This window comes from Mixta mediterraneensis, assembly GCF_030283135.1.
Taxonomy (GTDB): Bacteria; Pseudomonadota; Gammaproteobacteria; order Enterobacterales; family Enterobacteriaceae; genus Pantoea; species Pantoea mediterraneensis.
In genome coordinates, this window is record NZ_JASUAZ010000038.1 from 1 (window position 1) to 23,094 (window position 23,094).

A 23,094-nucleotide genomic window follows, 5' to 3' on the forward strand; every position below is an offset into this window, starting at 1 on the left:
CATCCTCAGACATTCTTCGCTGGTCTTAAGGCAGCTGTTGCCGGATGAGGTCCTCAATCATCTTGCCCGTTCATACCGGAATATGGTCATGATTTACTGAGCTGCGATTAGTGGGGATCCCTCAGCCGGCATCCCGGCAGCGGCAGCCAGAAGCGTCTATAGTTATTGCCATACTTTTCTGCCCTTACGTTGCGACTTTTTTTGCAGCGGATATTTATGTTCATTTGCCCGGAGTTGAAAAGCATCAAAGAGGTTTATTTTGCACACAGATTTGTCCTGGAAAACCCTTCACCAAATTATTAATCAGACCATCGCTGATATGCTGGATGAGCACCAAACGCTGAATGTACTGTCGTTACGTGCAAAACTGAGCGAACTGGCTGAAAGTGAAGATGATGAAATGATGGTGCTGTGCTACTGGCAGGCTAGCAAGATCCTGATGCGTTTGCCGAATACAGTCACCGCCAGCCAGCTAATGAACGCTGCACGTCATGCGTTTCGTACACCGTTTAATTATGATCTGCTTTAACTCCACATAATTACGTGTTTCAGTACGGTGACTCATTTCTATATTGCTGCCCGGCAGGAATCATCGGTGATAACCAGCGCAATACTTTTCGCGATAGCCCGCCGTGTTAAATAGCGCCCACTTGTTCTGCTGTTGATAGACCTCGCCATAAGAATAATCCGATGCGATTTGCCGGTTAATGCCAGCCGGCTTTATTTTGCCTTGTTGTATCAATAGCTTGTCTTTATCAACGCGGTACGCGGATGACCACCACTGGCCTGAAATCATATTATGGATGCTGTTACACCGTACGATAATCCCATCGGATCCGCGTGATAAATATGTTCTTTAGATTATTACCTATACGTAAAAGTCGTTACGTTTTCTGCACGGATTTTTCTGGCGCGGGTGACCATTCAATATTCGCTGACCCGAACCTGTTTCGCACACCTGGGCAGGGTTCTACTTTTATAGCGTCTGGAAGAGAGCACCGGCACCGGGTGTTCTTGATCTATAAGCCCAATACAGAAGGCGCATCCCATTTTTATTCTTCAAAAAAATTTTCTGTCAGGAATGTTTTTCATCCCGTATCCTTATCCGCTAATTTCTTTTCGACGATAGTATTTTTATGGACAGAAAGTTCTACTCTCTTCAGGCTTTGCGTGGTGTTGCGGCGTTACTGGTTTTGCTTTTCCATTACCGCTTTTATCTGCGAGGCGATGATAATAGTGGGACGAGCCTATGGGACGCGCTGTTTGGATGGGGAATCATTGGCGTTAACATCTTCTTCGTTATCAGCGGCTTTATCATGGTTTACACCACTCACCACTATCGTAGTGACTTTAGCTCCTCGAAACGGTTTCTGATAAACCGGGCGGTGCGTATTCTTCCTCTTTATTACTTTGGCTTACTCATCGCCTTTCTTCTGGGCGGGGCAATGAGCACATTCCATTATCCAGAAAAGGTACAGAATTTAATAAGTGCGCTCACCTTTACCGTCTACAAAACCGATGTAACGCCGCATTACATTGATGATGGGGGAATGTATAACATTCGCTGGACGCTTAATTATGAAATCTATTTTTACCTGGTTTTTGGTCTGTGTCTGTTGATAAGAAACCGGTTTATAGCGCTGATAAGCTGGGGAGCATTAGCGACCTGTATCATTCCTGCGATAGCAGGTTTTCAACCCACGCTAAATATTCAGGGCTATCATGTGGAATCGCCACTTTATGGCCTTTTGTCAAACCCCATCATTCTGGCGTTTTTAATTGGCGCGATTGCCGCCTATCTTTATTTTGGCATCAGACAGAAAATCACATCAGTTCATTTGCCGCTGTTCTCGGCCTTGCTTTCCCTGGTGATTTTTCTATACCTTGCATGGGGAATTTACACGCATAATATCAGGGCCTTAGACACCTGGAGCTCGGTAATTATCGGTCTTTTTGTGCTTACCCTGACACTGGGCGATTCGGTGCTGAGCAAATTCACTCCGGCGATATTAATTTATCTGGGAAATATCTCTTTCTCGCTCTATCTGTTACATAATCCAGTAGGCTGGGCCGTTTTGAAACGGTTTGAATTTTCAGATGCATCGCCTGTCAGAGCCGTACTGGCAGTTATACTGGCAACTGCCGCATCTATCATCGCCGCACATTTCACTTATCAATATATTGAAGTCCGTTTTACGCGCTGGCTGAAAAAGAAACTTCTGCCCCTCTATAACGCTAAAATGGATGCTATTCCTCTGGAAAAGGAGGCCAGATGATATTTTCTGGTAAAGAGGTGTCAATGCGGCTCAGAGGAACCCGGTATCTTTGCCGGGTTACGTAGCGCATTTTTTCCTGCTCCGTGGCTATCTCCAGTTCAATCGCGTCCCGCAGCGGAGCCATTATTTTCTCAGCTTCGGCAGATAAGTGTTTTTTCTTACTGTCTGCCGAATGTATTAACGCCTCGTGCCTTGGCAATCGTTTAAGAACTTTATTATTTTTAAACTGCCAGTTGCCATCAATATCTGCGCATCAGGCAATTTATCCAGTTCAGTTACGCTACGACCTTCTGGATACAGGCAGGAAATATCCTGAGTGATAATGCGGATCACACCCTCTGCGTCATACATGATTTTTATGATTTCTGGACTAAAGTCATTCTGGCATTCATACCCGTCTCGCCCCTCTTCGGATATGAAAAAAATTGCCCGCCAGAGTGACGGGCAATAACAACCTTACTTACCTTGCTCGTCGCTTTCGCCGAGGAAGAAATACCATAGCGGAATAGATAACAAGCCGGTAAATACCGTGGAATAGAGCAGAATCATCATCGCCTGCGTAAGGTACATCATTAACGACCAGTTGCTAAAAGGGATCTGATATTGCTCGATCACGCCGCTGATCATCGCACGCGCCATGATAGTTCCAACTATCAACGCCAATACCGCCACGCTGCGCAGGAAATAACGCATCTCTTTACGCTTTACGGCAAAACGTGACTGAATGATCGCCAACGGTGATTGCTTGTCAGGCGATACTTCGGCTTTAGGTTGTGCCGCACGGTGTACTTTGCGCCATCGCTGAATATCCAGTAACACAAACGCCAGCAAGCTGATCCCCATCATCGGTAAGGCATAACCCAGCGCCAGTACCAGAATCAGGCTGACACCCTGGGCGTATAACGGCAGGGCGAGCCATGCGGAGGAGAGGGTCTGTGCCGGATTAAGTTGCGGCATTGCAGGGCGACGAATCCACCATATGCGATAGCCCAGCACAATCATGCTGCACAAACCGACACCGAATAGCGCCAGAATCAGCTGGTTAGGCAGGCCGAACAGCACGCCCATATGCGCATCCACGCCCCAGCGCGTTAGCTTAGCCACCAGCGGAAAGGTCGCAAACTCAACGTGATCGACAATGCTAAAGTCATTAGGATTTACCGAAACGGAATCGACCTGACTTGGCCAGCTGCGATCCACTTCAGTTACTGTCCACGCCTGATCGGCTGATTTGGGTTGACGCAATTCCACTTTTGCCGCTTCAATGCCGGCGCTGCGTGCCGCGCTCAGGACGCGATCCCAGTCGGTATTTAAATAATTGCTGATACGCGGGGCCGCCGTTTTTGCAGACATCACCATGCCATCCATTGCGCCGTGATGTTCGGCGTGTGGATCGACAGGCATAGACGCTCCGCTGCTGTTCAGCGCGGTATTAACCTGGGGCGTCAGCCAGTTCAGTTCGCTACGCATTTTATTAATGTTGTTTCCCGCCCACTGCGACCAGGTCAAACCAGTAACGGAGAAAAATACCAGGCCAAGCGCCAGCACCAAACCAAGCGTGACGTGCCAGTGACGCGTCAGGGCAAAACCGGTCCTGGCTTTTTTCGCCTGACGAGGTGGGCGTGTTGTCAACCACAGCACTATTCCCCCGAGTGCTGCCACCCACAACCAGGACGCTGCGAGTTCACTGTAGCTACGACCAGTGTCGCCCAGCAACAAACTGCGGTGCATTTGATCGATCCACATGCGCAGCGGCAACACGCCAGACGTGCCGTACACCGTCATGTCGCCTTTTACTTTAAGCGTATAAGGATCGATAAATACTGAACGGGATTCCGAGGGGCCCAGGTTCGCTGCGGCAAACTGTACGCGGGTGGTGTCATGCATGCCTGGCGCCGGACGCACCGCATAAATATGTGCGTTTTGCCCGGCGTAATGACGCGCCGCTTCAATTTGCCTGGATAGCGGCTTTGCCATGCCTTGCGGCTGGGCGGTTAACGCATCACTGTAGATAACATTTTCAAGCTGTGGTGTCAGTACATACAGGGTGCCGGTTAAGGCAGCGACAAAGATAAACGGCGCGATAAACAGGCCGATATAAAAATGCAGGCGGCGAAACAGATTAAGCACCGCGCCGCGTGATGCAGGAGAACGTCTCCGAGATAATGACATAGCCATTCCACACTATTTAAAAGACAGGACAAGTCTTCTTGCGCCACAGAGGAGATCAAGAAGTCGGTCAAAAAGCAGTGAAATTAAACACGACAGGCGGTGCGCGGGGGCAATGGTTGCCGGTAACGCGTTTTAACAGCGGCTGGGCAACCACATAAACCGGTGGGGCTCGCGAGACAATCAGCATCAGCCAGGTGGAGGCAACAAATACCCATAGCATCAGCGGCACATGGACCAGTAACTCGCAATAACCGCAGGCGAAGCCTTCATCCATTTTTACGTTATGCTCGCTTTTCGGCATAGCGCTGTGGTGACGCAACGTGGGCATGTCCGTATGCATGGCTGACATATCGTGGGTCATCATCATTCTGTCATGACGCTCAGCGAGGTTCTTCGATACGATCGGCGCAACAAACAACAGCAACACGGCCAGTATCGCAATACAGGCTGTGAATCGTTGTGTCAGATAAGTCGAATACATATGAAGAAGCGTTACTGGTCAGAATCTTGAGACGGGCAGTGTAACGTGTCATTAATAACGGCGCTAAAAAAATGGCACTATTTCTGAAAAGTTTCGCTACTTTTGAGCCTGTTCACTGTATGAAGAGAGTTATTTAACCTAATGATTACCTATAAAGCACAGATGAATAACATTGTGGTCGGGTTAGAGGATGAAAAAATTACATATTTTCGAAAACTAAAGGACAAAAGATGAAAATTGTTACCCTTGATGGCGAAACCTTGCCGCTTCAGCCGCAAAAACCTGAATGGTGCAGTAGCTGGCAATTTCGCACTAGCACCGCGGTAGACGAAATCGTCAGCGCGTTGACGGGTGCCACCATCGCTATCACTAATAAAGTTCCGCTGCGCGCCGCGACCCTGGCGCAACTTCCTGACCTCCGTTACATCTGCGTAGCGGCAACGGGCTTTGATTGCACCGACCTTGATGCCTGTCGTGAGCGTGGGATCGTGGTAAGCAATGTGCCGGGGTATTCGACGCGCAGCGTATCGGAAGGCGTGATTGCCTTTATTTTTGCGCTGCGCCGTCAGTTAACGGATTACGTCAACAGTACGCGAGCGGTCTGGCCGGATTCGCCGCATTTCTGCGTTCATCGTCAGCCAGTTCTGGATATTGCCAATGCGACGCTGGGCATTGTTGGCAAAGGCGATATTGGCAACGCGGTAGGAAAAATGGCCGCTGCTTTAGGGATGAAAGTCCTGTTTGCCGAGCGCAAAGGCAACAAAACGGTACGAGACGGTTATGTTAGCTTCGATGAAATGCTGACGAATAGCGATGTGATTTCGCTGCATTGCCCGCTGAACGATCAAACGCGTCAGCTGATCGATCGCCAGTCGTTGAGCAAAATGAAGCCGCAGGGGCTGCTAATTAATACCGCGCGAGGTGGGCTGATCAACGAAGCTGACCTGGTTTTGGCCTTACGTGAGGGTAAAATTGGTGGCGCAGCGCTGGATGTGCTGAGTAGTGAGCCACCGGATCGTGATAATCCGCTATTGCAGGCCAGCTTGCCGAATCTGCTGTTGACGCCGCATATTGCCTGGGCAAGTCAAAGCGGGGTGCATAATTTGCTGCAGGGAATTGCTGCTAATCTGGCGGGTTTTAAGCAAAACGCGCCGATCAATGTGGTGAGTTAACACTTTATCCGGGATAAACAGGCTCCTTGCCTGCGCATCCCAGTTAATTGTTTCTACAATCATGAGCGATCGCTGTGCTGACTAACCTGCTAACCCCTCTTCCCGAAGCGGCTAAAAATAACGGACAGGAAACCTTTGTAGACTTGCTGAGCCGTCCGGGATTACGTATTGAGCGCATTATCTCCAGCGGGCAAGCGAGCCCGCCAGATTTTTGGTACTGCCAACCGCAAGGCGAATGGGTGCTCGTGGTGCAAGGCAAAGCGGGACTGCAACTGGAAAATGAGTCGCAGGAACGGGTGTTGCGCGCCGGTGATTTCGTCAATATTCCGGCACAATGCCGTCATCGCGTTAACTGGACCAGCACTGTTCAGCCTACGATTTGGCTGTCAGTGCATTACGAAATCCCTTCGTGAATCGCCGCATAACGGTGGCCGTTTGTAAAATTCCGAGACGATTAAAGCCGAGGCAACCGCTTAAGATTGCGGTAACCTCTGGATTTCTTTTGCTTTGTCATGCGCACTTGCGCGGAAATGAGGTTTGGCATGTCTTTTCACTCAGCTTCCCCTGAACCGGGTGCTGCCGTTCGGGCGGGGCGTTTGCAACTGCTCCAGCGATTAATTCGCCGTGATAAAACGTCGGTTGCCGTACTGTTTCTGGCAGCGCTGGTGGGTATTCTTACAGGCTTAGTGGCCGTCGCGTTTGATAAAGCGGTGAAATGGGTAGTTCAACAGCGTCTGGGCTGGCTGGCTAACGTCGATAACCACTGGTTTATTTATGGCGGGTGCGCCTTTTTTGTCTCTGCGGTTTTAGCCGCGATTAGCTATTTTCTGGTGCGATGTTTTGCACCAGAAGCGGGTGGTTCGGGTATTCCTGAGATTGAAGGGGCGCTGGAGGAACTTCGGCCGGTGCGTTGGTGGCGAGTATTACCGGTAAAATTTTTTGGCGGATTAGGCGCGCTGGGTTCGGGTATGGTACTGGGACGAGAAGGGCCAACGGTGCAAATCGGTGGCAATCTGGGACGTATGTGCCTGGATATTTTTCGTATCCGTTCGTCTGAATCACGCCATACAATCCTGGCTACTGGTGCAGCAGCGGGCTTATCTGCGGCCTTTAACGCGCCGCTGGCCGGCATCCTGTTCATACTTGAAGAGATGCGCCCGCAGTTTCGGTATAGCCTGATTTCGATTAAAGCGGTGTTCGTTGGCGTAATCATGTCGAGCATCGTATTTCGCCTGCTGAACGGCAACGAGGCCATCATCAATATTGGCTTGCTGAAAGATGCGCCCACCCCAACGCTTTGGCTTTATCTGATACTGGGCATTATTTTTGGGGGCTTTGGTGTAGGGTTTAACCGATTGATCTTTGCAACTCAGGATCTGTTCCAGAAGCTGCATCAGGGATGGATTACGCGCTGGGTAATAGGTGGAGCGATACTCGGTGGCTTCTGTGGCGTACTGGGTTTAGTTGTACCGCAAGCAATAAATGGGGGAATTGGGCTGATCCCAGAGTTCGCGACAGGTCGTTACACCGAGACGGCGCTGTTTCTGTTATTCGTGCTGCGTGTTGTCGTCACGCTTTGCTGTTTTGCATCGGGCGCGCCGGGCGGTATTTTTGCCCCAATGCTGGCCCTGGGGACGCTATTTGGCACCTGCTTCGGCCAGATTTGTGTTGAGCAGTTTCCGCATTATCATCTTGAAGCCGCTACTTTTGCGGTAGCGGGGATGGGGGCGTTGTTTGCTGCGTCGGTACGCGCGCCACTGACCGGGATCGTGCTGGTGCTGGAAATGACCAACAATTATCAGCTGATATTGCCGATGATCATTACCTGCCTCGGTGCCACCTTAGCGGCACAGTTCTTTGGCGGAACGCCGCTATATTCATCCTTACTGGCGCGCACTCTGGCTAAAGAGCAGAAACTCGATCCTGATGCAGTGGTGAAAAACTAAATTTGCTTTGCGCTGCCTGCCAGCGGCGCGAGCAACATTTGCAAGAAGCTCAATCCTACCAGAACCGTAAATGGTAGCGTCCAGTTGCCGCTATGGTCATGCAGCACACCAAAAAACAGTGGTCCGAGCGCGGCTAAGCCATATCCAACGCATTGCGCCATGCCGGATAACTGTGAAGCCTGACGATGATGTCGAGCGCGTAGATTAAACAGCGACAGGCATAAAACCAGTGATGCGCCTGCACCCAAACCCGCCAGCGTCAGCCAAATGATCGCGAGCTGCGGTTGTAGCAGCAAGCCTGACATACCCAGAAAAATCGCTAATGAAGCGACAAATGCCGTTAATCTGGCGTCCCGGACCTTTTTCAGCACCATCATGCAGCCGAGATTGGCAACAATCGCAATGGCCTGATACCAAAACAGCAGCCAGCCGGCCTGCGCCTGACTGAAACCCTGAGTTTGTGCATACGCCGTAAACCAGTCGATCAAGGTGTAAAACGCCAGCGACTGTAACGCCATAAACAGTGCGATTTGCCAGCCGATCACGTTTCGCCACGGGTTGCTGATGGTAAGATCCTGATGGCTCGCCGCCGATTTTGGTTGCTGATGACGATGACGCAACAGCGGCAACCAGACAATTAACGCAACCATGCCTGGCACCGCCCACACGCCCAGTGACAGACGCCAGTCGGCATCGGAAAGCTGCGTCAGCGGCACTGAAATACCGGAGGCCAGACTCGCGGCAATCGACATGGTTGCTGCATATAAGCCGATATATTTAGCGGTATGCTCGGTGAAATCACGTTTGATTAAGGGCGGCAGCAAGACATTCGCCGAGGCAATGCCTGCGCTAAGCAGTAGCGTACCTGACCACAAAGCGGTCTCACTGGCACTCCAGCGGATCACCGTGCCGAGGGTAATCAGGCTGAGCGCTCCCCACAAACTACGTTCCAGCCCAATGCGATTACCCAGCGCTGCCGCAACCGGCGCTAAGGCCGCAAACAGAATCAGGGGGATAAAGTTGAACAACCCTGCGGCGCTGGCGCTGAGGTCGAAAGCGAGACGAATATTCTGTAGCACCGGTCCAACGGCGGTAATGGGCGCGCGCAGATTAGCAGCGGTCAGCAGCAAAACAAAAAGGAAAAATCCAGAACTGGAAATAACGGATGAAGATTTACCAGGTGTTTGAACAGGCGTCATTGTACACATCATCAAGAGCAGCAAGGCTGCAGGTGGTGCGTTGGTTGACGTTAACGCTTACGCATCAGATTCGATGTCTGCACGCTACCCTAATGGCTGAACGGTACAGTGTAAACCCTTGATAAATACCAATGTGAATAATATATGAAAGCAACTTCGCGGCTATTCCGCCATTTCAGTTTGGGATAAAACATTAAATTACAGAGAATTGAAGACAGATGTTTCACCGTGAAAAGTGAAAATGCGCCTCGCCGCATTTGGGCAAACCGCCGGTGCCAGTAACCTGGCGCCGGCGATTTGTGATTATCAGTGTTGCCACGCAGCTAATCAGTGAAACTCAGGTTCAGGAAAGTGACCGCAATCGGTTTGATTAGGATTGGAGCTGGGTTGACAGGTTTGTTGACGCGTTTCGCCCTTCGGTACCGGCTTTTCCGGTGCCCATGGCGAACTACAGGCTGTTAACGCAGTAATAAACAAAAACAGGGGGAAAAAACGCATATCCGCTCCTTGTTGGGGTTTTGAGAGAGCAAACAAACGTCGGTGGTCAAAAAAGCATCCAGCAGACCAGAGGCGTATCGCCTAAGTGTGACCGGTGAACGAAAAATGTCAATTAAAACAGAGCAAACATTAGCGCGACTGGAAAACTCATGGGCCAGGTTGCGCCGACCAGAAATGCGCTCAGCAATTTGATGCTGAATTTATCTTTGGCAATGAAGTAAGTGATAAGCGCTGCGATTGATGCGACGACGGCGTAAAATACCAGCATATGTTGATAAAGGGTCATTTCTTTCTCCGCAGCGTTAACAGGATTTGCGCCGCGCATAATGCGAAATTTCGTGATCCAGATCAAGTAAAAAGCACGTTTAGCCACTGATTAATGTTGCTAAGCGCGGTAAGGGATTTTGCATGCGTTCACAGGCGATTTCAGCCTGAAAGACGGCTGTGATAGTTGCCTAAAAGCCAGATGCGGCGCTATTAGCAGTCATTTAACCCTGGTGGCGAATGGCAGCAATACCATACGGATTTCCAGGCGTATTTAACCGCTATAATAAAGTTGCCGTGAAATCGGCCCAGGAGAGGGGCAAGATTGCATAGCGCGTAATGCTGTTCGCACGCTTAATAACAGAGCACCCATGGGCGCTCTGTTTATGTTTAAGCCTGCGGTTCCAGTTCGGTCTTAATCCAGCCGGGCTCGCGTTTGTCGAAAGCTTTATAGGCATCAACAACGTTACTCATCGGCTCGACTTTCGTCAGCACGTCAACCGGATCGATTACGCCGCTGCGGGTCAGTTCCAGCAGATGCGGAATAATGGTGTGATGATTACAGTTACCCATTTTCATTGTCAGGTTCTTATTCATCGCCAGGCCAATCGGAAACATTTCCGCAGCCGGAGGATAAACGCCAATAATACTCAAGCGACCCGCTTTTTTCACGCTGGCTATTGCCCACTCCAGTGCCTGTGTTGGCGCATCGCCTGGTATCCAGTTGCCGTCGTGCGGATGCGTTTCTGGAGCAACCTGTTTAACTTCCTGCTGGAATTTATCCGCTTTTTTCTCTGCTTCATCGCTGGCAGGACCATGATGCGCATGCTGGCTATCCACACCGACAGCATCAATAACGCAGTCTACACCGGTGCCGCCGGTAAGCTTTTTCACCGTGGCAACGGGATCTTCATGCTCAAAATTAATGGTGAACGCGCCCTGACGTCTTGCCATCGCCAGGCGATCTGCATGGCAGTCAATGGCGATGACGCGTGCTGCACCCATTAATAACGCGCTGGCAATAGTAAATTGTCCTACCGGACCACAGCCAAATACAGCCACAATATCGCCACGGCAGATTTCCGCCATCTCCGCGCCAAACCATGCGGTAGGGAAGATGTCACTGATCATCAGCGCTTGTTCATCGCTCACGCCATCAGGAATTTTCACCAGCGTATTGGCGGCATACGGGATACGCGCTTTTTCAGCCTGCAAACCATTTATCGGGCCGGTAGCCTGGGGACCGCCAAAGAAACAGGTTCCCGCTTCCGGGCCATTAGGGTTGGCATTGTCACACTGCGCGGTATGACCGGCGCGACAGGGCGGACATACGCCGCACGATAATGTTGAGCAAACCACCACACGATCGCCGGGATTAAAATTGCGCACTTCATCGCCCAGACTTTCAACGATGCCCACGCCCTCATGGCCGAGAATGGTGCCTTGTTGCATATTGCTGAAGGTGCCCCGGACAAAATGTAAATCCGTCCCGCAAATAGCCGAAGCGGTGAGTTTAATTACCGCGTCCGTCGGTTTTTCTATTTTCGGGTCAGGTACGTCATCCAGTCGAATATCGCCAACAGCGTGCCAGACTAATGCTCGCATATTTTCCTCCGATAAATTTACGTTGCGGTTGCGTTTTACTCGTAGATTAGAACAGCGATCAGTATAGGAGTGGATTTGACTGTTCTTACCTGATTAGGTTAAATCCGAATAAAAATCAGGTAATTATCTTTTTGGGATTTGTTAGTAAATATAAATCACGTAATGCTCGATAATTTAAAATAACTAAGCGGTTGAAATTTATTAATTATTTAAGCGGTTCACAAAGCGAAGCGGAAGCGGGTCATCTTAGCTTTTATTTCATTCTTAATTAACGAGAGCGCAAGCAAATTGCAGAACAGGTAATAAGCGCTATCCTCAAAGACATAACTTTACAATAACTAAACGTCAGCAGGAAGCTGAAAGCAATGTCGTTAACGAGGCAGAATATGAGCGAGTATACTTGCACCATTATTTATAATGGCGAAGCGTTAAGTGGAGCCGTGGACCAACCATTAATAGATTTTCTTGAGCACCACGGAAAAAAATTACCGCACGTTTGTTATCACCCGGCCTTACCGCCGTTGCAGACCTGTGATGTTTGCTGGGTTGAAGTAGATGGCAAGCAGGTGCGTGGCTGCACCTTAACCACCCAGGAAGGGATGCAAATCAACAGCCAGACAGCCACCTCGCGCGCCGCGCAAGAAGAGGGCATGGATCGTATTCTCAACCGCCATGAACTTTATTGCACCGTGTGCGAACACAATACCGGTGACTGTACGCTGCATAATACCGTCGCAGATATGCACATTCCCATCCAGTATTATCCCTATGAGCGCAAACCCAGTGTAAAAGATCACTCCAATCCGTTTTATACCTACGATCCAGACCAATGCATTTTGTGTGGGCGTTGCGTAGAAGCTTGCCAAAACGTTGAAGTCAATGAAACCTTGTCGATCGATTATACCGCCGAGCATCCGCGTGTGTTATGGGATGGTGGGACAGAGATTGCCGGTTCCAGCTGCGTAAGTTGCGGACATTGCGTTACGGTTTGCCCCTGTAACGCCTTGCTGGAAAAAACCATGCAACCCGATGCGGGACCGTTTACTGCTATGCCGCAAAAGGTAAAACGGCCACTGATTGATTTCGTTAAGTCGCTGGAAAACAGTATCAGCATGGAGCCGATTACCGCGGTATCCGTTATTGATACCGCGCTGCGTAAGGCAGAAATCAAAAAAACCAAAACCGTTTGTACCTATTGTGGCGTGGGTTGCAGTTTTGAAATATGGACGCGTGACCGCCATATTTTAAAAGTTCAGCCAGTTGCAGACGCACCCGCCAACGGCATTTCTACGTGTATTAAGGGCAAGTTTGGCTGGGATTTTGTTAACAGTCCTAAACGCCTGACCACTCCGCTAATTCGTGAAGACGGACGGTTCCGGCCTGCCAGTTGGGATGAGGCGCTGGAGCACGTGGCTCAAGGGTTACGTGCGGTTGCCAGCCAGCACGGCGGTGATGCTATTGGATTCATTGGCTCCAGCAAGGCCAGTAATGAAGAAGCTTACCTGACACAGAAAATCGCCCGACTTATTTTTGGTACTAATAATGTTGATAACTCTTCACGCTACTGCCAGAACCCAGCTACCCAGGGACTTTTTCGCACTGTAGGCTATGGCGGCGATGCAGGCAGTATCAAAGATTTACAGCAGGCTGAACTGATTGTGATTGTCGGCAGCAACTTATCGGAAAACCATCCGGTTATCGCCTCGCACATCAAGCAAAGCCACAAACATCACGGGCAAAAATTATTGGTGGTTGATCCTCGTCGTCATGAAATGGCCGAACGTGCTAACTGCTATCTGCGCGTAAAGCCGGGCACTGATATGGTTTGGGCTTCGGCGATGGCGCGCTATATGTTTGACCACGGGTACGCCGATGAAGATTTTCTTCGCGAACGGGTTGTTCAGGTCGAAGAATATCGCGCTTCACTTGAGCCATTTACGCTGGAATTTGCCAGCGACATTACTGGCTTAAGCGTGGCAGAGCTGACGGTTGCCGCTGAAATGATCGGAAATGCAGGCAGCGTTTGCCTGTTATGGGCGATGGGTATCACGCAACATAGCCACGGCGCGGATACCAGCACTGCGCTGTCAAACCTGCTGCTGGTGACCGGAAATTATGGCCGTCCCGGTACTGGCGGTTATCCGATGCGCGGTCACAATAACGTGCAGGGCGCCAGTGATTTTGGCTGCCTCAGTAACATTTATCCTGGCTATGAAAAGGTCACGGATCAGACTAAACGAGAGAAGTGGGCCAAAGCCTGGGGTGTCGCGACTGAAGCCTTGTCAGATAAGGTGGGTGCAGACAACTTCCAGATGATCCAACAGGCCCATGCGAAAAAACTGCGGGCCATGTACATCATCGGCGAAGAAACCGCTTTCTCTGATGCCGACTCCACTAAAGTCCACGAAGCTTTCAGCCGACTGGATTTTATGGTGGTACAGGACATTTTCATGAGCCGCACCGCCGAATTTGCTGATGTGGTATTGCCGGGATGTCCAGGCGTCGAGAAGGAAGGCACTTTCGTTAATACTGAACGACGTATCCAGCATTTCTCTCCGGCGATGCCGCCGCTTGGCGATAGCCGTCCGGACTGGCAAATTTTGACCGATCTTGCCGCCCGTCTGGGTCATCCGTGGCGTTATCCTAATCCCGGCGCCATCATGGCTGAAGCGGCAAGCATTGCTGAGATTTTCGCTGGCGTCAGTTATGAACAGCTGGTGGGCTGGCAGTCTCAACAGTGGCCGGTAAAAGCTGATGGTAGCAGCACACCACTGCTTTACACCGACACCTTTCACTTTCCAGACGGAAAGGCGCGTCTGTATGCGCTCAAATGGCAGCCGCCAGCCGAGAGTGCAGATAATGAATATGATTTGCTGCTGAATAATGGCCGCATGCTGGAGCATTTCCAGTCCACTAATCAAACCGGACAGGGCGGGCGTATTCTGTCACTGTCGCCCAACTGGTTTGTTGAAATCTCGCCGCAGTTGGCTGCCGATCGTCAGTTGCAGGAGGGCGACTGGGTATCGATTGCGTCCAGACGTGGCAACCTGGAAGTGCCTGTGGTGATTACTGAGCGGGTGCACGGCAACGTCTTATTTATACCTATCCATCATGGCAAGCCGGGAGTAAACGGTTTAACCGGTGATCATCATGACCCAGACGTGAACACACCAGCATATAAAGAGATTGCCGTGAAAATGCACAAGCTTAATCGGCCGCCGCAGCCTAATCCTTTGCCCCAACATAATTTTCGATACGGCCAGCGCACACCGCTTGATCATCTGCCAGTGGAAGGCAAATGGCAGCAGTCGGGTTATCAACAACCGCCCGCACACGTAAAACATCCGGAGAAATTTTAATGGCCGAACGCATGCAATACGACGTGCCGCCTACGCGGACCGAACCTACCGCAAAAGAATCGCTGGATACGCTGCTGGAAAGCCTGCATGAGCATGGTTTTTTACGCCTTGCGAATGATGTGGTGAAAGCAAACAGTGAGATTGGCAAAATTCTGGTCGATGGTTTAAACCGGCCCGGCTCGCAAAACGCGATTCAAAACCTGTCATTGTTAATGATGGCGCTGGGTACAATTCCACCCGAAAGGTTTAACCATATGATTATGGCGCTACGGGCCGGCCTGTTGGCGCTAAAACCGGCCAGTGAGCAGACGCAGCAGCAAACGGCTGCGCCTGGGCTGAAGGGCGTGATCTCGCTGTTGAAGGACGAAGCGCTGTGGCAAAGTCTGCGGCCTTTGTTCGCCGGCATGGAAGCTTTTTCTCAGGAATTGCAGCGCGAAGAGGAGCCACCCGTAACCCGTTACAGCGGAAAGCAGACCCATGAGTGATGCAGAATGGGTGCTGTTGCTGTCGCGTGGTCAGTTTGCGCTGACAATGGGTATGCACATCACGCTTGCGGCATTAACGCTGGGTCTTGCGCCTTTTCTGGTTTGGTTTGAGGCGCGCTGGCTCTGGGGCAATCATCCTGGCGCACGGGAGGCGCTGCATTTCTGGCTAAAGATTTTTGCGCTGACGGTGGCAATCGGTGCGGTTTCTGGCGTAGTGATGGAGTTTCAGTTTGGCACCAACTGGGCGCCGTTCTCTCAGCGGGTAGGGGGCGTAATTGGCCCTTTGCTGTTTTATGAAGTGCTGGTGGCTTTTTTTCTTGAATCAGCTCTGACTGGCGTAATGCTGTTCGGTATGGGACGTATTCGGCCCGGTATTCATTTCATCGTTACCTGTTTGGTGGCCATTGGGGCATTTCTCAGCGCGTTCTGGATCCTTGCTGCTAATTCCTGGATGCAAACACCGGCTAACTTTTCACGGGATGAAGCCGGTGTGTTTCATCCCAACAGCGTGTTTACTCTGCTTTCCGCACCCTCGTTCCCCTGGCGCTTTGCCCATATGCTACTGGCTACGCTGATTGCGGTGGCGTTCATGATAGCTGGCGTAGCGGCGTGGCGTGTGCTGCATCGTCCGCAGGAAGCGGCGACCCAATTCATGCTGACCAGTGCTATCACCTTTTGTCTGTTTGCCGTGCCGCTGCAACTGATTATTGGGGACCTTCACGGTGAAAATACGCTGCGTTATCAGCCTGCCAAGCTGGCGGCGATAGAGGGCAGCTGGAAGCCGCCCGCGACAGACCAGGGAGAGCCGCTGCGGCTGTTTGCGATACCCGATCAGCAAATGCAGCGTAATCTTGCTGAAGTCGCGATCCCTAATGTGGGATCGCTGTACCTGCGACATAACTTCTACGGCCATATAAAAAGCCTGAGTGAATTTTCCGCTGATACGCTGCCACCGGTACTGCTGGTGTTTTTTTCGTTTCGCGTAATGGTCGGGCTGGGCATATTAATGTTGATCACCACGCTGGTCGCCAATGTGCAGCGCTGGCGGGGGAAACTGATCCGATCGCGTCGTTTATTATGGTGGCTGGTGTGGATGTCGCCGGGTGGATTCATCGCCATGCTGGCCGGTTGGCTGGTGACTGAACTGGGGCGCCAGCCGCGGACGGTTTATGGCTTGTTACGCACCGCGCAAAGTGTTTCAGCGCTGCCGCTCGGCTGGATGTTGACGTCTGTTATCGGCGTGCTGCTGATCTACAGCCTGAGTTTCGCGCTGGGCCTGCGCTACCTGTTGCAACATGTAAATTCGCCGCTGCCACAGGAACCCCACATTGTCGCCAATATGTTAACCACCTCATCGAGATAACGGACAATGAACTTAGCCGATCTGTCCGCGCTGACGCTGCTGTTTTCACTGTTGATGTACGTATGGCTGGATGGTGCCGATCTCGGGGTCGGTATGCTGTTTTTCTGGTTCCGTGATGAAGAGCAAAAACAGCGCATGGTCCACAGCATCCTGCCGGTGTGGGACGCTAATGAAACCTGGCTGGTACTGCTGGCGGGCGGTCTGTTGGCGCTGTTTCCTGTGGCTTATAGCACATTATTTAGCGCGCTGTATTTACCGGTTTTTATCATGCTGCTGTGTCTGTTTATGCGGGCGCTGGCGCTGGAATATCGCTCGCAGGCCAGCGACAGGTTAAAACACTGGCTGGATAAACTATTGCCGCTGTCTTCGGCGTTAGCGGCGTTTTGTCAGGGATGGTGCGCAGGCGTGGTGCTGGAAGGGCGGGGCCTGTCCGGCTTTAGCCTGTACGCAATGGTGTCTGGCTTCGGCTTAATGACGATTTATTTGTTACTTGGTTGCTGCTGGATCCGCTGGCGCATTGGTGAAGCAGTGGAAATGCTGGCAAACGCATTAGCATGGTTTTTCTGGGTGGTTGCGCTGGTACTGTTTTTAGCATTGATCTTGCTTAATCCCGATCCCTGGCAGCAAACGTGGAGCGGATGGGGCAAAGGCCTTTGCCTGTTGATCGGTATGCTGTGGTTAATGCTGCTGTTTGCGCTATACCGTTCTGGTCCACATGTACAAATTGCTATAACGCTGGCGCTGATCACCGCAGTAATTGCAGGCGTGACCTGGGGCATGTATCCATGGTTAATTCCGCACAAGCTTGATCTCCATGAAAGCGCTTCCGGTACGATAACACAGGGATTTGTGTTAACGGGCGTGGCCTTTGTCATGCCGGTTACGCTTATTTATCACACCTGGACGTTCTGGGTATTCCATGGAAAAGTGAAATAGTTAGCGCGATAGCTGTGAGCTTAGCAATTCTGCTGTCGCGCAAACATATCATGCAAATGGGGCTGACATGGATTTCTGCGGGTTGAGACATTACCAGCGCATTTTACCTCCGCTATTCATTTCCTTGTGTAACACTTTTTCATCACGCAAATAACATCGAACCAATCAGATGAGGAATAAGTAATGACCAAATTCATGATGAATAAAAAGGAAGATCTTGTTGCTGAAGCGCTGGATGGCATCATTTACGCTAATCCATGGCGAAATCTGGTGCGACTCGATGTCGATCCATGGGTCCGCATTGTGATGCGTAATGACTGGGATAAAAAACGCGTAGCGCTGATTTCTGGTGGCGGCTCGGGGCATGAGCCTGCGCATGCTGGCTTTATCGGTAAGGGCATGTTAACTGCCGCAGTATGCGGTGATGTGTTTGCTTCGCCAGGCGTGGAAGCCGTGTATAACGCCATCGTCAATCTGACTGGCGATGCCGGGTGCCTGTTAATCGTAAAAAATTACACTGGCGATCGTCTTAACTTTGGCCTGGCCGCTGAAAAAGCGCGTAAGGCAGGATTTAATGTCAGCATGGTGATCGTGGGTGATGATGTCGCCCTGCCTGAAAATCCTCAGCCGCGCGGTGTGGCGGGAACCTTGCTGGTGCATAAAATTGCGGGATTTGTTGCTGAACGGGGTGACGATTTGGCAACGGTGACCAAAATCGCCGAGTCGGCGAATAACGCGCTGACTACCATGGGCGTCGCCATGTCGAGCTGTCATTTGCCTGGCGAAAATACGAACGAACGTGTGCCGGAGGGCAGCGTAGAACTGGGTCTTGGTATTCATGGTGAACCGGGCATTGAGGTTATGGAATCACAAAGTAGCCAGCAAATCGCCAAACAGCTTCTGACAAAAGTGTTTAATCAGCAGCAGAGTGAAAAACCGTGCGCGCTGTTGGTCAACAATCTCGGTGGAATGTCAGCGTTAGAAATGAACCTGGTAACGCGTGACCTGATCGAATCACCACTGAGCAAAAACGTGCAGTATTTAATTGGACCTGCCGCGATGATGACCGCGCTGGATATGAAAGGTTATTCTGTTACCTGTCTTGAACTGACACCGCTGTTTGAAGAAGCCATTTGCGCCCCCGTAGAAGCCGCAGGCTGGTTAAAAGCGGTAAAAATTGAAGCACTGAAATCCCATAAAGCGAAAAAACAGGCCAGTGAGATCAACGCTGAACCGTCTGAAAACGCGGAAGTCGCGCGCATCATCAATACTATTTGCGAAACCCTGATCGCCAATGAAAGCGATCTAAACAAGCTGGATGCGCAGGTTGGTGATGGTGATACCGGTTCAACGTTCGCCGCGGGGGCGCGCCAAATTTATGATGAGTGTAAAGGAAAACAATTGCCGCTAAACGTCTTACCCGATCTGTTAGCGGTAACAGGCGAGCGGCTGGCAAAAGTGATGGGCGGCTCCAGCGGCGTGTTAATGGCTATCTTCTTTACCGCTGCCGGACAAAAAATGGCGGAGGGCGACGCGTTGCCTGAAGCGCTGCAAAAAGGTTTGGAAAAAATGAAGCATTATGGCGGCGCGCAGCTCGGCGATCGTACCTTAATCGATGCGCTACAACCAGCAATTGAAGCGATGGTTAACGGCAAAGATTTCACTGACGTGGCCGATGCCGCGAATAAAGGCGCGGAAAATACCGCCAGCATGACAAAGGCCAAGGCAGGGCGCTCGTCATATCTCAACAGCGAAAATTTGCATGGCGTCCAGGATCCGGGCGCCGTGGCAATTGCGCGGGTATTTGCTGCGCTAAAACAAATACAATAACGCGTTAGCTTTTCTTCCCGTTCTGGCCGGATTCATAGCCAGAACGGGAAGGGCTGATTCGGTGTTGTAAAAAAGCCCGGCGGCCTTTCATTATCTTCGCTTTTCTGTGGTGACGGTGGATAAATCACCTTCAAAATAACAAGTCAGAATGAAAAATATCACGCTAAATATTCCAGTACGCCTGGCGGAAGCGGGTGAATTTTTTATCGCACTTCACAGATGGGTATATAGTTAATAAGCGGCTGAATCTTAACGTTTCGCAAAGGTATCATTACGGCTGGTTAATATTTAGCTGCTGTTTAATTTATTTTTTCCCACAGGAGTGATTTGTGAAGAAATTAGCGTGCGCCATTTTATTCGCCACATTACCGATTACCAGCATGGCGGCATCGGTATTTACGCTGCAATCCAAAGATTTTACTGACAATGCCGTACTAGAGAAGAAATTTGCTGGCGGCAACAAAAGTAACCCTTCTTGTACTGGTGAAAATGTCTCGCCTGAACTTAACTGGTCACATGTTCCTGTCGGCACCCAAAGTTTCGCTTTATTAATTACCGATCCGTCCGGCGGCAAAGGCATGGGTGTGACTCATATGGTGGCATACAACATCTCCGTAAACCGAAGCGCTTTTGCGCAAGGCGAGCTAACACAAGGTAAAGGTTATACCGGCGGTCAAAATTCGCCTGGCACCACCCGTTATTACGGTCCTTGCCCCCCGGCGGGTAGCGGTCTGCATCATTATAACTTTGTATTGATCGCCACCGATCTTCCCGCACAGTTAAAAGCGGGTTTAACGCATGCTGAATTATTGAGCCAGTTGAAAGGACATACATTAGGCGCTGCAAGCACCGTTGGCCGTTTTGGTAACGATTAAGTAAAGATGGTGCGGATAATTCCGCACTTTTGATTATCTGCATAGTCAGACCAGCTGTTATAGCATGCGCTGCATGGTTTCAATGACAAGCCGGCCATGCTTTTTAAATCGCACAGAAAATAACCATTATAGTTACAACATATTTTAGGTAGCTACGATCATCTTCATTAAATATTGAAGTGAAAACGGCTGCGTTATCAGGTAAGTAAGCACATGGCGGGAAGGAAAGTGTACTGAAACCTTTATTTTTTGCCGGGCTAGCAGCGCGCGTCAGCTCGTCGTCAAAATAGGAAATAGTCGGACAAAGCAGCGAAGAGTAACAGCAAATAGCTTGAGAAAATAGATACGGAGCATGGCAAAAAAACCGGGGCTAGCCCGGTTTAGTCATTGATTATTCCGACGGCACAGGAATCGGTTTCGATTTACTGTTACGCATGCGCAACTTATCAATCAGCTTTTGTGCTTCCGCTCTGGTTGCTACCGCAGGTGAAGAGCCTTTCAGCGGCTGGCGTGCGGTTTCATGTACTGTCAGGATAGTGATCAGGCCGATCACCCCAGCTCCCATCATGTAATAAGCGGGCATCATTAAGTTATGTGTGGTATCGACCAGCCAGGCGGTAATCAGTGGCGTCGTACCGCCAAACAACGAAACTGACAGATTAAAGCCGATGGCCAGGGCGCTGTAACGAATGTCCGTGGTGAACAAGGCTGGTAGCGTTGACGGCATGGTGCCGCTAAAACAGGTGTGCAACACACCCAGAACCAGCAACCCTGCAAATACGGCCCACATATTACCGCTCCCAAGCAACATAAAGCAGGGAATCGACAGCAGAATCAGGCCAACGGCACCAAAACCAATCACCGGGCGTCGACCGATTCTGTCAGTCCAGCGGCCCCATAACAAAGTTAGCGGCATCATCACAAACATTGCGACCATTACCAGCAGCAGACCACTCATCTCATTCATACCCAGTACGCCGGTCAGATAGCTCGGCATATACGAGGTCAGCATATAGTTGGATACGTTAAACAGCAGTACCAGCCCAATACATTTCATCATCGGTGCGCGGTATTTAGACAACATCTGTAGCAAAGTCAGGCGTGGTTTACTCTGCTCCAGCGCTTCCTGTTTTTCCATATGCTGCTGGAAGGCCGGGGTTTCTTCCAGTTTCAGCCGCACATACAGGCCGAACAAACCCAGTGGCGCCGCAATAAAGAACGGTACACGCCAGCCCCACGCCAGCATAGCTTCATTTGACATTATCATGGTCATTGCGGTGACCAGGCTGGCACCAAGCAGATAACCGCCGATGGTGCCAAATTCAAGGAAGCTGCCCATAAAACCACGGCGTTTATCGGTGGAGTATTCGGCAATAAACGTCGCTGCTCCACCGTATTCACCGCCTGTTGAGAAACCCTGAACCAGACGTGCCACCAGCAGCAGAACCGGTGCCATAATGCCGATGGAGGAGTAAGCGGGGATCAGGCCAATACAAAATGTCCCAATGGACATCATAACCATGGTCATCGCCAGGACTTTTTGGCGTCCGATGCGATCGCCGAGCGGCCCAAAGACCAGCCCACCAATTGGGCGAACTAAGAATGCTGCGGCAAACGTACCAAAAGTGGCAATCAACTGTACCGCATTATTCGCATCCGGGAAAAAGACCTTACCGATAATCACGGCAAGATAGCTATAAACACCGAAATCAAACCACTCCATGGCATTACCCAACGCAGCCGCGCCGACGGCACGTTTCAACATGTCGTTGTCTATGACGGTAATATCGTCAACGGTCATTTCTTTTTGCTTCTTATTCCAGAAGTGTTTTTTCGGATGTTCAGATGATGGTGTTTTAGTGGTCATATTCTCCTCATACAGCCCAATTGAGGGAATCTTATAGCTTTCGCAGCCGCAAATATGAACGTAAGAAACGATGGAAATGAAAGCTATAAGAAGCCCGAATTACGGATAAATGAAGCGGTTAAACGTTTCAGCCGCTCACCTTAGATCATTACTGTCTGTTTTTGCAAGTTTATAGCCATAATAACCGCCATTGTTGTTAAACGCAGCAGGAGTCACTTCGTTGATAGTGTTTTATTTTTTGTAATTTTCCCGTTCAGGATTTGTAATAACGAGGCCGGATCAATCGTAGAGCGAATAATCACTATTTTGATACGGGCGAGCCGAAATATTTTATTTAATAACGTATCTAAATACAGAGCAGTTTATAAAAGTATGCATATCGGCGAAATATTTTTTACTGGTAATAAAGTAGTGTGTTAACCGGCATAAATAATGCGATGAAATATATATTTTTATCACGGAAGCGCTGTGCGCTTTACCTTGAGATGATATAACCGTTTGAATTAAGGTAAATAAACTTCATCTCACGTTATAAACGCGCTTCTTATACTGCGCCATAACTATAAGGGACTGAGCTTCCGCCTGGGCTGGCAGGAAGAGAGCAAACGCTACGGGAAATGAGTGCCTTGTAAATCATTTTTATCATGTAAGATTTTACTTTTTGCGTCTTGTCAGAAATATTAAGGTCGTCCGTTAACCGTTTAAGCTTCAACAGATCTGCGGCTATGCCCTGACTTGGGTAACATTAGCGGTAATAAACAGCAAC

General features: G+C 50.3%; 20 protein-coding genes. 11 read left to right on the forward strand and 9 right to left on the reverse strand.

What is annotated here, in order from left to right:
* Positions 1-259: 259 nt before the first annotated feature.
* Positions 260-529: a hypothetical protein gene (locus QRY16_RS17115; RefSeq protein ID WP_193406170.1), complete on the forward strand. Its 270-nt coding sequence runs from the start codon at positions 260-262 to the stop codon at positions 527-529.
* Positions 530-589: 60 nt separating this feature from the next.
* Here QRY16_RS17115 and QRY16_RS17120 read toward each other — a convergent pair whose 3' ends face one another.
* Entirely contained in the window at positions 590-796 is a 207-nt protein-coding gene (locus QRY16_RS17120; protein ID WP_289777446.1) for a hypothetical protein, read from the reverse strand.
* Between the two features lie 340 nt (positions 797-1,136).
* Between QRY16_RS17120 and QRY16_RS17125 the strand changes: the two genes are divergently transcribed.
* The gene (locus QRY16_RS17125; RefSeq protein WP_289777447.1) at positions 1,137-2,276 is read left to right on the forward strand and encodes an acyltransferase family protein; all 1,140 of its coding nucleotides are present in this window, start codon (positions 1,137-1,139) and stop codon (positions 2,274-2,276) included.
* Here QRY16_RS17125 and QRY16_RS22250 read toward each other — a convergent pair.
* From QRY16_RS22250 to QRY16_RS17135, 3 genes are all read right to left on the reverse strand, one after another.
* Complete coding sequence (locus QRY16_RS22250) at positions 2,248-2,475, reverse strand: tail fiber assembly protein (RefSeq protein WP_419776143.1); 228 nt, start codon at positions 2,473-2,475, stop codon at positions 2,248-2,250. The two genes, QRY16_RS17125 and QRY16_RS22250, sit on opposite strands and share 29 nt — an antisense overlap.
* Positions 2,476-2,732: 257 nt before the next feature.
* On the reverse strand, positions 2,733-4,448 hold the full coding sequence (locus tag QRY16_RS17130) for a DUF2534 family protein (protein WP_289777448.1): 1,716 nt from the start codon (positions 4,446-4,448) through the stop codon (positions 2,733-2,735).
* Between the two features lie 67 nt (positions 4,449-4,515).
* On the reverse strand, positions 4,516-4,929 hold the full coding sequence (locus QRY16_RS17135; RefSeq protein WP_193406167.1) for a DUF2946 domain-containing protein: 414 nt from the start codon (positions 4,927-4,929) through the stop codon (positions 4,516-4,518).
* Between the two features lie 230 nt (positions 4,930-5,159).
* Here QRY16_RS17135 and QRY16_RS17140 point away from each other — a divergent pair, with 230 nt between their 5' ends.
* From QRY16_RS17140 to clcA, 3 genes are all read left to right on the forward strand, one after another.
* On the forward strand, positions 5,160-6,101 hold the full coding sequence (locus QRY16_RS17140; protein WP_289777449.1) for a D-2-hydroxyacid dehydrogenase: 942 nt from the start codon (positions 5,160-5,162) through the stop codon (positions 6,099-6,101).
* 74 nt (positions 6,102-6,175) lie between these two features.
* Positions 6,176-6,514, forward strand: coding sequence for a cupin domain-containing protein (locus QRY16_RS17145; protein ID WP_289777450.1), 339 nt, complete (start codon positions 6,176-6,178; stop codon positions 6,512-6,514).
* A 129-nt stretch (positions 6,515-6,643) separates the two neighbouring features.
* A complete protein-coding gene (clcA, locus tag QRY16_RS17150) occupies positions 6,644-8,047 on the forward strand; it encodes a H(+)/Cl(-) exchange transporter ClcA (RefSeq protein WP_289777451.1) in 1,404 nt (467 codons plus the stop codon).
* Here clcA and QRY16_RS17155 read toward each other — a convergent pair.
* The 4 genes from QRY16_RS17155 to QRY16_RS17170 all read right to left on the reverse strand — a co-directional run bounded on the left by QRY16_RS17155 (position 8,044) and on the right by QRY16_RS17170 (position 11,613).
* Entirely contained in the window at positions 8,044-9,246 is a 1,203-nt protein-coding gene (locus tag QRY16_RS17155; RefSeq protein WP_289777452.1) for a CynX/NimT family MFS transporter, read from the reverse strand. The genes clcA and QRY16_RS17155 overlap by 4 nt on opposite strands.
* A 327-nt stretch (positions 9,247-9,573) precedes the next feature.
* Complete coding sequence (locus QRY16_RS17160) at positions 9,574-9,744, reverse strand: hypothetical protein (protein ID WP_289777453.1); 171 nt, start codon at positions 9,742-9,744, stop codon at positions 9,574-9,576.
* Between the two features lie 112 nt (positions 9,745-9,856).
* Complete coding sequence (locus QRY16_RS17165; protein ID WP_193406162.1) at positions 9,857-10,030, reverse strand: GhoT/OrtT family toxin; 174 nt, start codon at positions 10,028-10,030, stop codon at positions 9,857-9,859.
* A gap of 368 nt (positions 10,031-10,398) precedes the next feature.
* Positions 10,399-11,613, reverse strand: coding sequence for a zinc-dependent alcohol dehydrogenase (locus QRY16_RS17170; protein ID WP_289777454.1), 1,215 nt, complete (start codon positions 11,611-11,613; stop codon positions 10,399-10,401).
* Between the two features lie 386 nt (positions 11,614-11,999).
* Between QRY16_RS17170 and fdhF the strand changes: the two genes are divergently transcribed.
* The 6 genes from fdhF to QRY16_RS17200 all read left to right on the forward strand — a co-directional run bounded on the left by fdhF (position 12,000) and on the right by QRY16_RS17200 (position 20,461).
* Positions 12,000-14,972: a formate dehydrogenase subunit alpha gene (fdhF, locus tag QRY16_RS17175; RefSeq protein WP_289777455.1), complete on the forward strand. Its 2,973-nt coding sequence runs from the start codon at positions 12,000-12,002 to the stop codon at positions 14,970-14,972.
* Positions 14,972-15,457, forward strand: a complete 486-nt coding sequence (locus QRY16_RS17180; protein ID WP_289777456.1) for a DUF1641 domain-containing protein — start codon at positions 14,972-14,974, stop codon at positions 15,455-15,457. The genes fdhF and QRY16_RS17180 overlap by 1 nt, the downstream gene beginning before the upstream one ends.
* The gene (locus QRY16_RS17185) at positions 15,450-16,820 is read left to right on the forward strand and encodes a cytochrome ubiquinol oxidase subunit I (RefSeq protein WP_289777457.1); all 1,371 of its coding nucleotides are present in this window, start codon (positions 15,450-15,452) and stop codon (positions 16,818-16,820) included. The genes QRY16_RS17180 and QRY16_RS17185 overlap by 8 nt, the downstream gene beginning before the upstream one ends.
* A gap of 6 nt (positions 16,821-16,826) precedes the next feature.
* Complete coding sequence (locus QRY16_RS17190; RefSeq protein WP_193406214.1) at positions 16,827-17,756, forward strand: cytochrome d ubiquinol oxidase subunit II; 930 nt, start codon at positions 16,827-16,829, stop codon at positions 17,754-17,756.
* Between the two features lie 183 nt (positions 17,757-17,939).
* The gene (locus tag QRY16_RS17195) at positions 17,940-19,586 is read left to right on the forward strand and encodes a dihydroxyacetone kinase subunit DhaK (protein ID WP_289777458.1); all 1,647 of its coding nucleotides are present in this window, start codon (positions 17,940-17,942) and stop codon (positions 19,584-19,586) included.
* A 329-nt stretch (positions 19,587-19,915) separates the two neighbouring features.
* On the forward strand, positions 19,916-20,461 hold the full coding sequence (locus QRY16_RS17200) for a YbhB/YbcL family Raf kinase inhibitor-like protein (protein WP_289777459.1): 546 nt from the start codon (positions 19,916-19,918) through the stop codon (positions 20,459-20,461).
* Positions 20,462-20,852: 391 nt separating this feature from the next.
* Here QRY16_RS17200 and proP read toward each other — a convergent pair whose 3' ends face one another.
* Positions 20,853-22,328, reverse strand: coding sequence for a glycine betaine/L-proline transporter ProP (gene proP / locus QRY16_RS17205; RefSeq protein ID WP_289777460.1), 1,476 nt, complete (start codon positions 22,326-22,328; stop codon positions 20,853-20,855).
* Positions 22,329-23,094: the final 766 nt, after the last annotated feature.

Coding starts and splice junctions, on each gene's coding strand:
- QRY16_RS17165 (WP_193406162.1), bottom strand. CDS start 10,030: ATGACCCTTTATCAACATATGCTGGTATTTTACGCCGTCGTCGCATCA.
- QRY16_RS17130 (WP_289777448.1), bottom strand. CDS start 4,448: ATGTCATTATCTCGGAGACGTTCTCCTGCATCACGCGGCGCGGTGCTT.
- QRY16_RS17160 (WP_289777453.1), bottom strand. CDS start 9,744: ATGCGTTTTTTCCCCCTGTTTTTGTTTATTACTGCGTTAACAGCCTGT.
- QRY16_RS17170 (WP_289777454.1), bottom strand. CDS start 11,613: ATGCGAGCATTAGTCTGGCACGCTGTTGGCGATATTCGACTGGATGAC.
- QRY16_RS17155 (WP_289777452.1), bottom strand. CDS start 9,246: ATGACGCCTGTTCAAACACCTGGTAAATCTTCATCCGTTATTTCCAGT.
- QRY16_RS17125 (WP_289777447.1), top strand. CDS start 1,137: ATGGACAGAAAGTTCTACTCTCTTCAGGCTTTGCGTGGTGTTGCGGCG.
- QRY16_RS17140 (WP_289777449.1), top strand. CDS start 5,160: ATGAAAATTGTTACCCTTGATGGCGAAACCTTGCCGCTTCAGCCGCAA.
- clcA (WP_289777451.1), top strand. CDS start 6,644: ATGTCTTTTCACTCAGCTTCCCCTGAACCGGGTGCTGCCGTTCGGGCG.
- proP (WP_289777460.1), bottom strand. CDS start 22,328: ATGACCACTAAAACACCATCATCTGAACATCCGAAAAAACACTTCTGG.
- QRY16_RS17180 (WP_289777456.1), top strand. CDS start 14,972: ATGGCCGAACGCATGCAATACGACGTGCCGCCTACGCGGACCGAACCT.
- QRY16_RS17190 (WP_193406214.1), top strand. CDS start 16,827: ATGAACTTAGCCGATCTGTCCGCGCTGACGCTGCTGTTTTCACTGTTG.
- QRY16_RS17135 (WP_193406167.1), bottom strand. CDS start 4,929: ATGTATTCGACTTATCTGACACAACGATTCACAGCCTGTATTGCGATA.
- QRY16_RS17120 (WP_289777446.1), bottom strand. CDS start 796: ATGATTTCAGGCCAGTGGTGGTCATCCGCGTACCGCGTTGATAAAGAC.
- QRY16_RS17195 (WP_289777458.1), top strand. CDS start 17,940: ATGACCAAATTCATGATGAATAAAAAGGAAGATCTTGTTGCTGAAGCG.
- fdhF (WP_289777455.1), top strand. CDS start 12,000: ATGAGCGAGTATACTTGCACCATTATTTATAATGGCGAAGCGTTAAGT.
- QRY16_RS17185 (WP_289777457.1), top strand. CDS start 15,450: ATGAGTGATGCAGAATGGGTGCTGTTGCTGTCGCGTGGTCAGTTTGCG.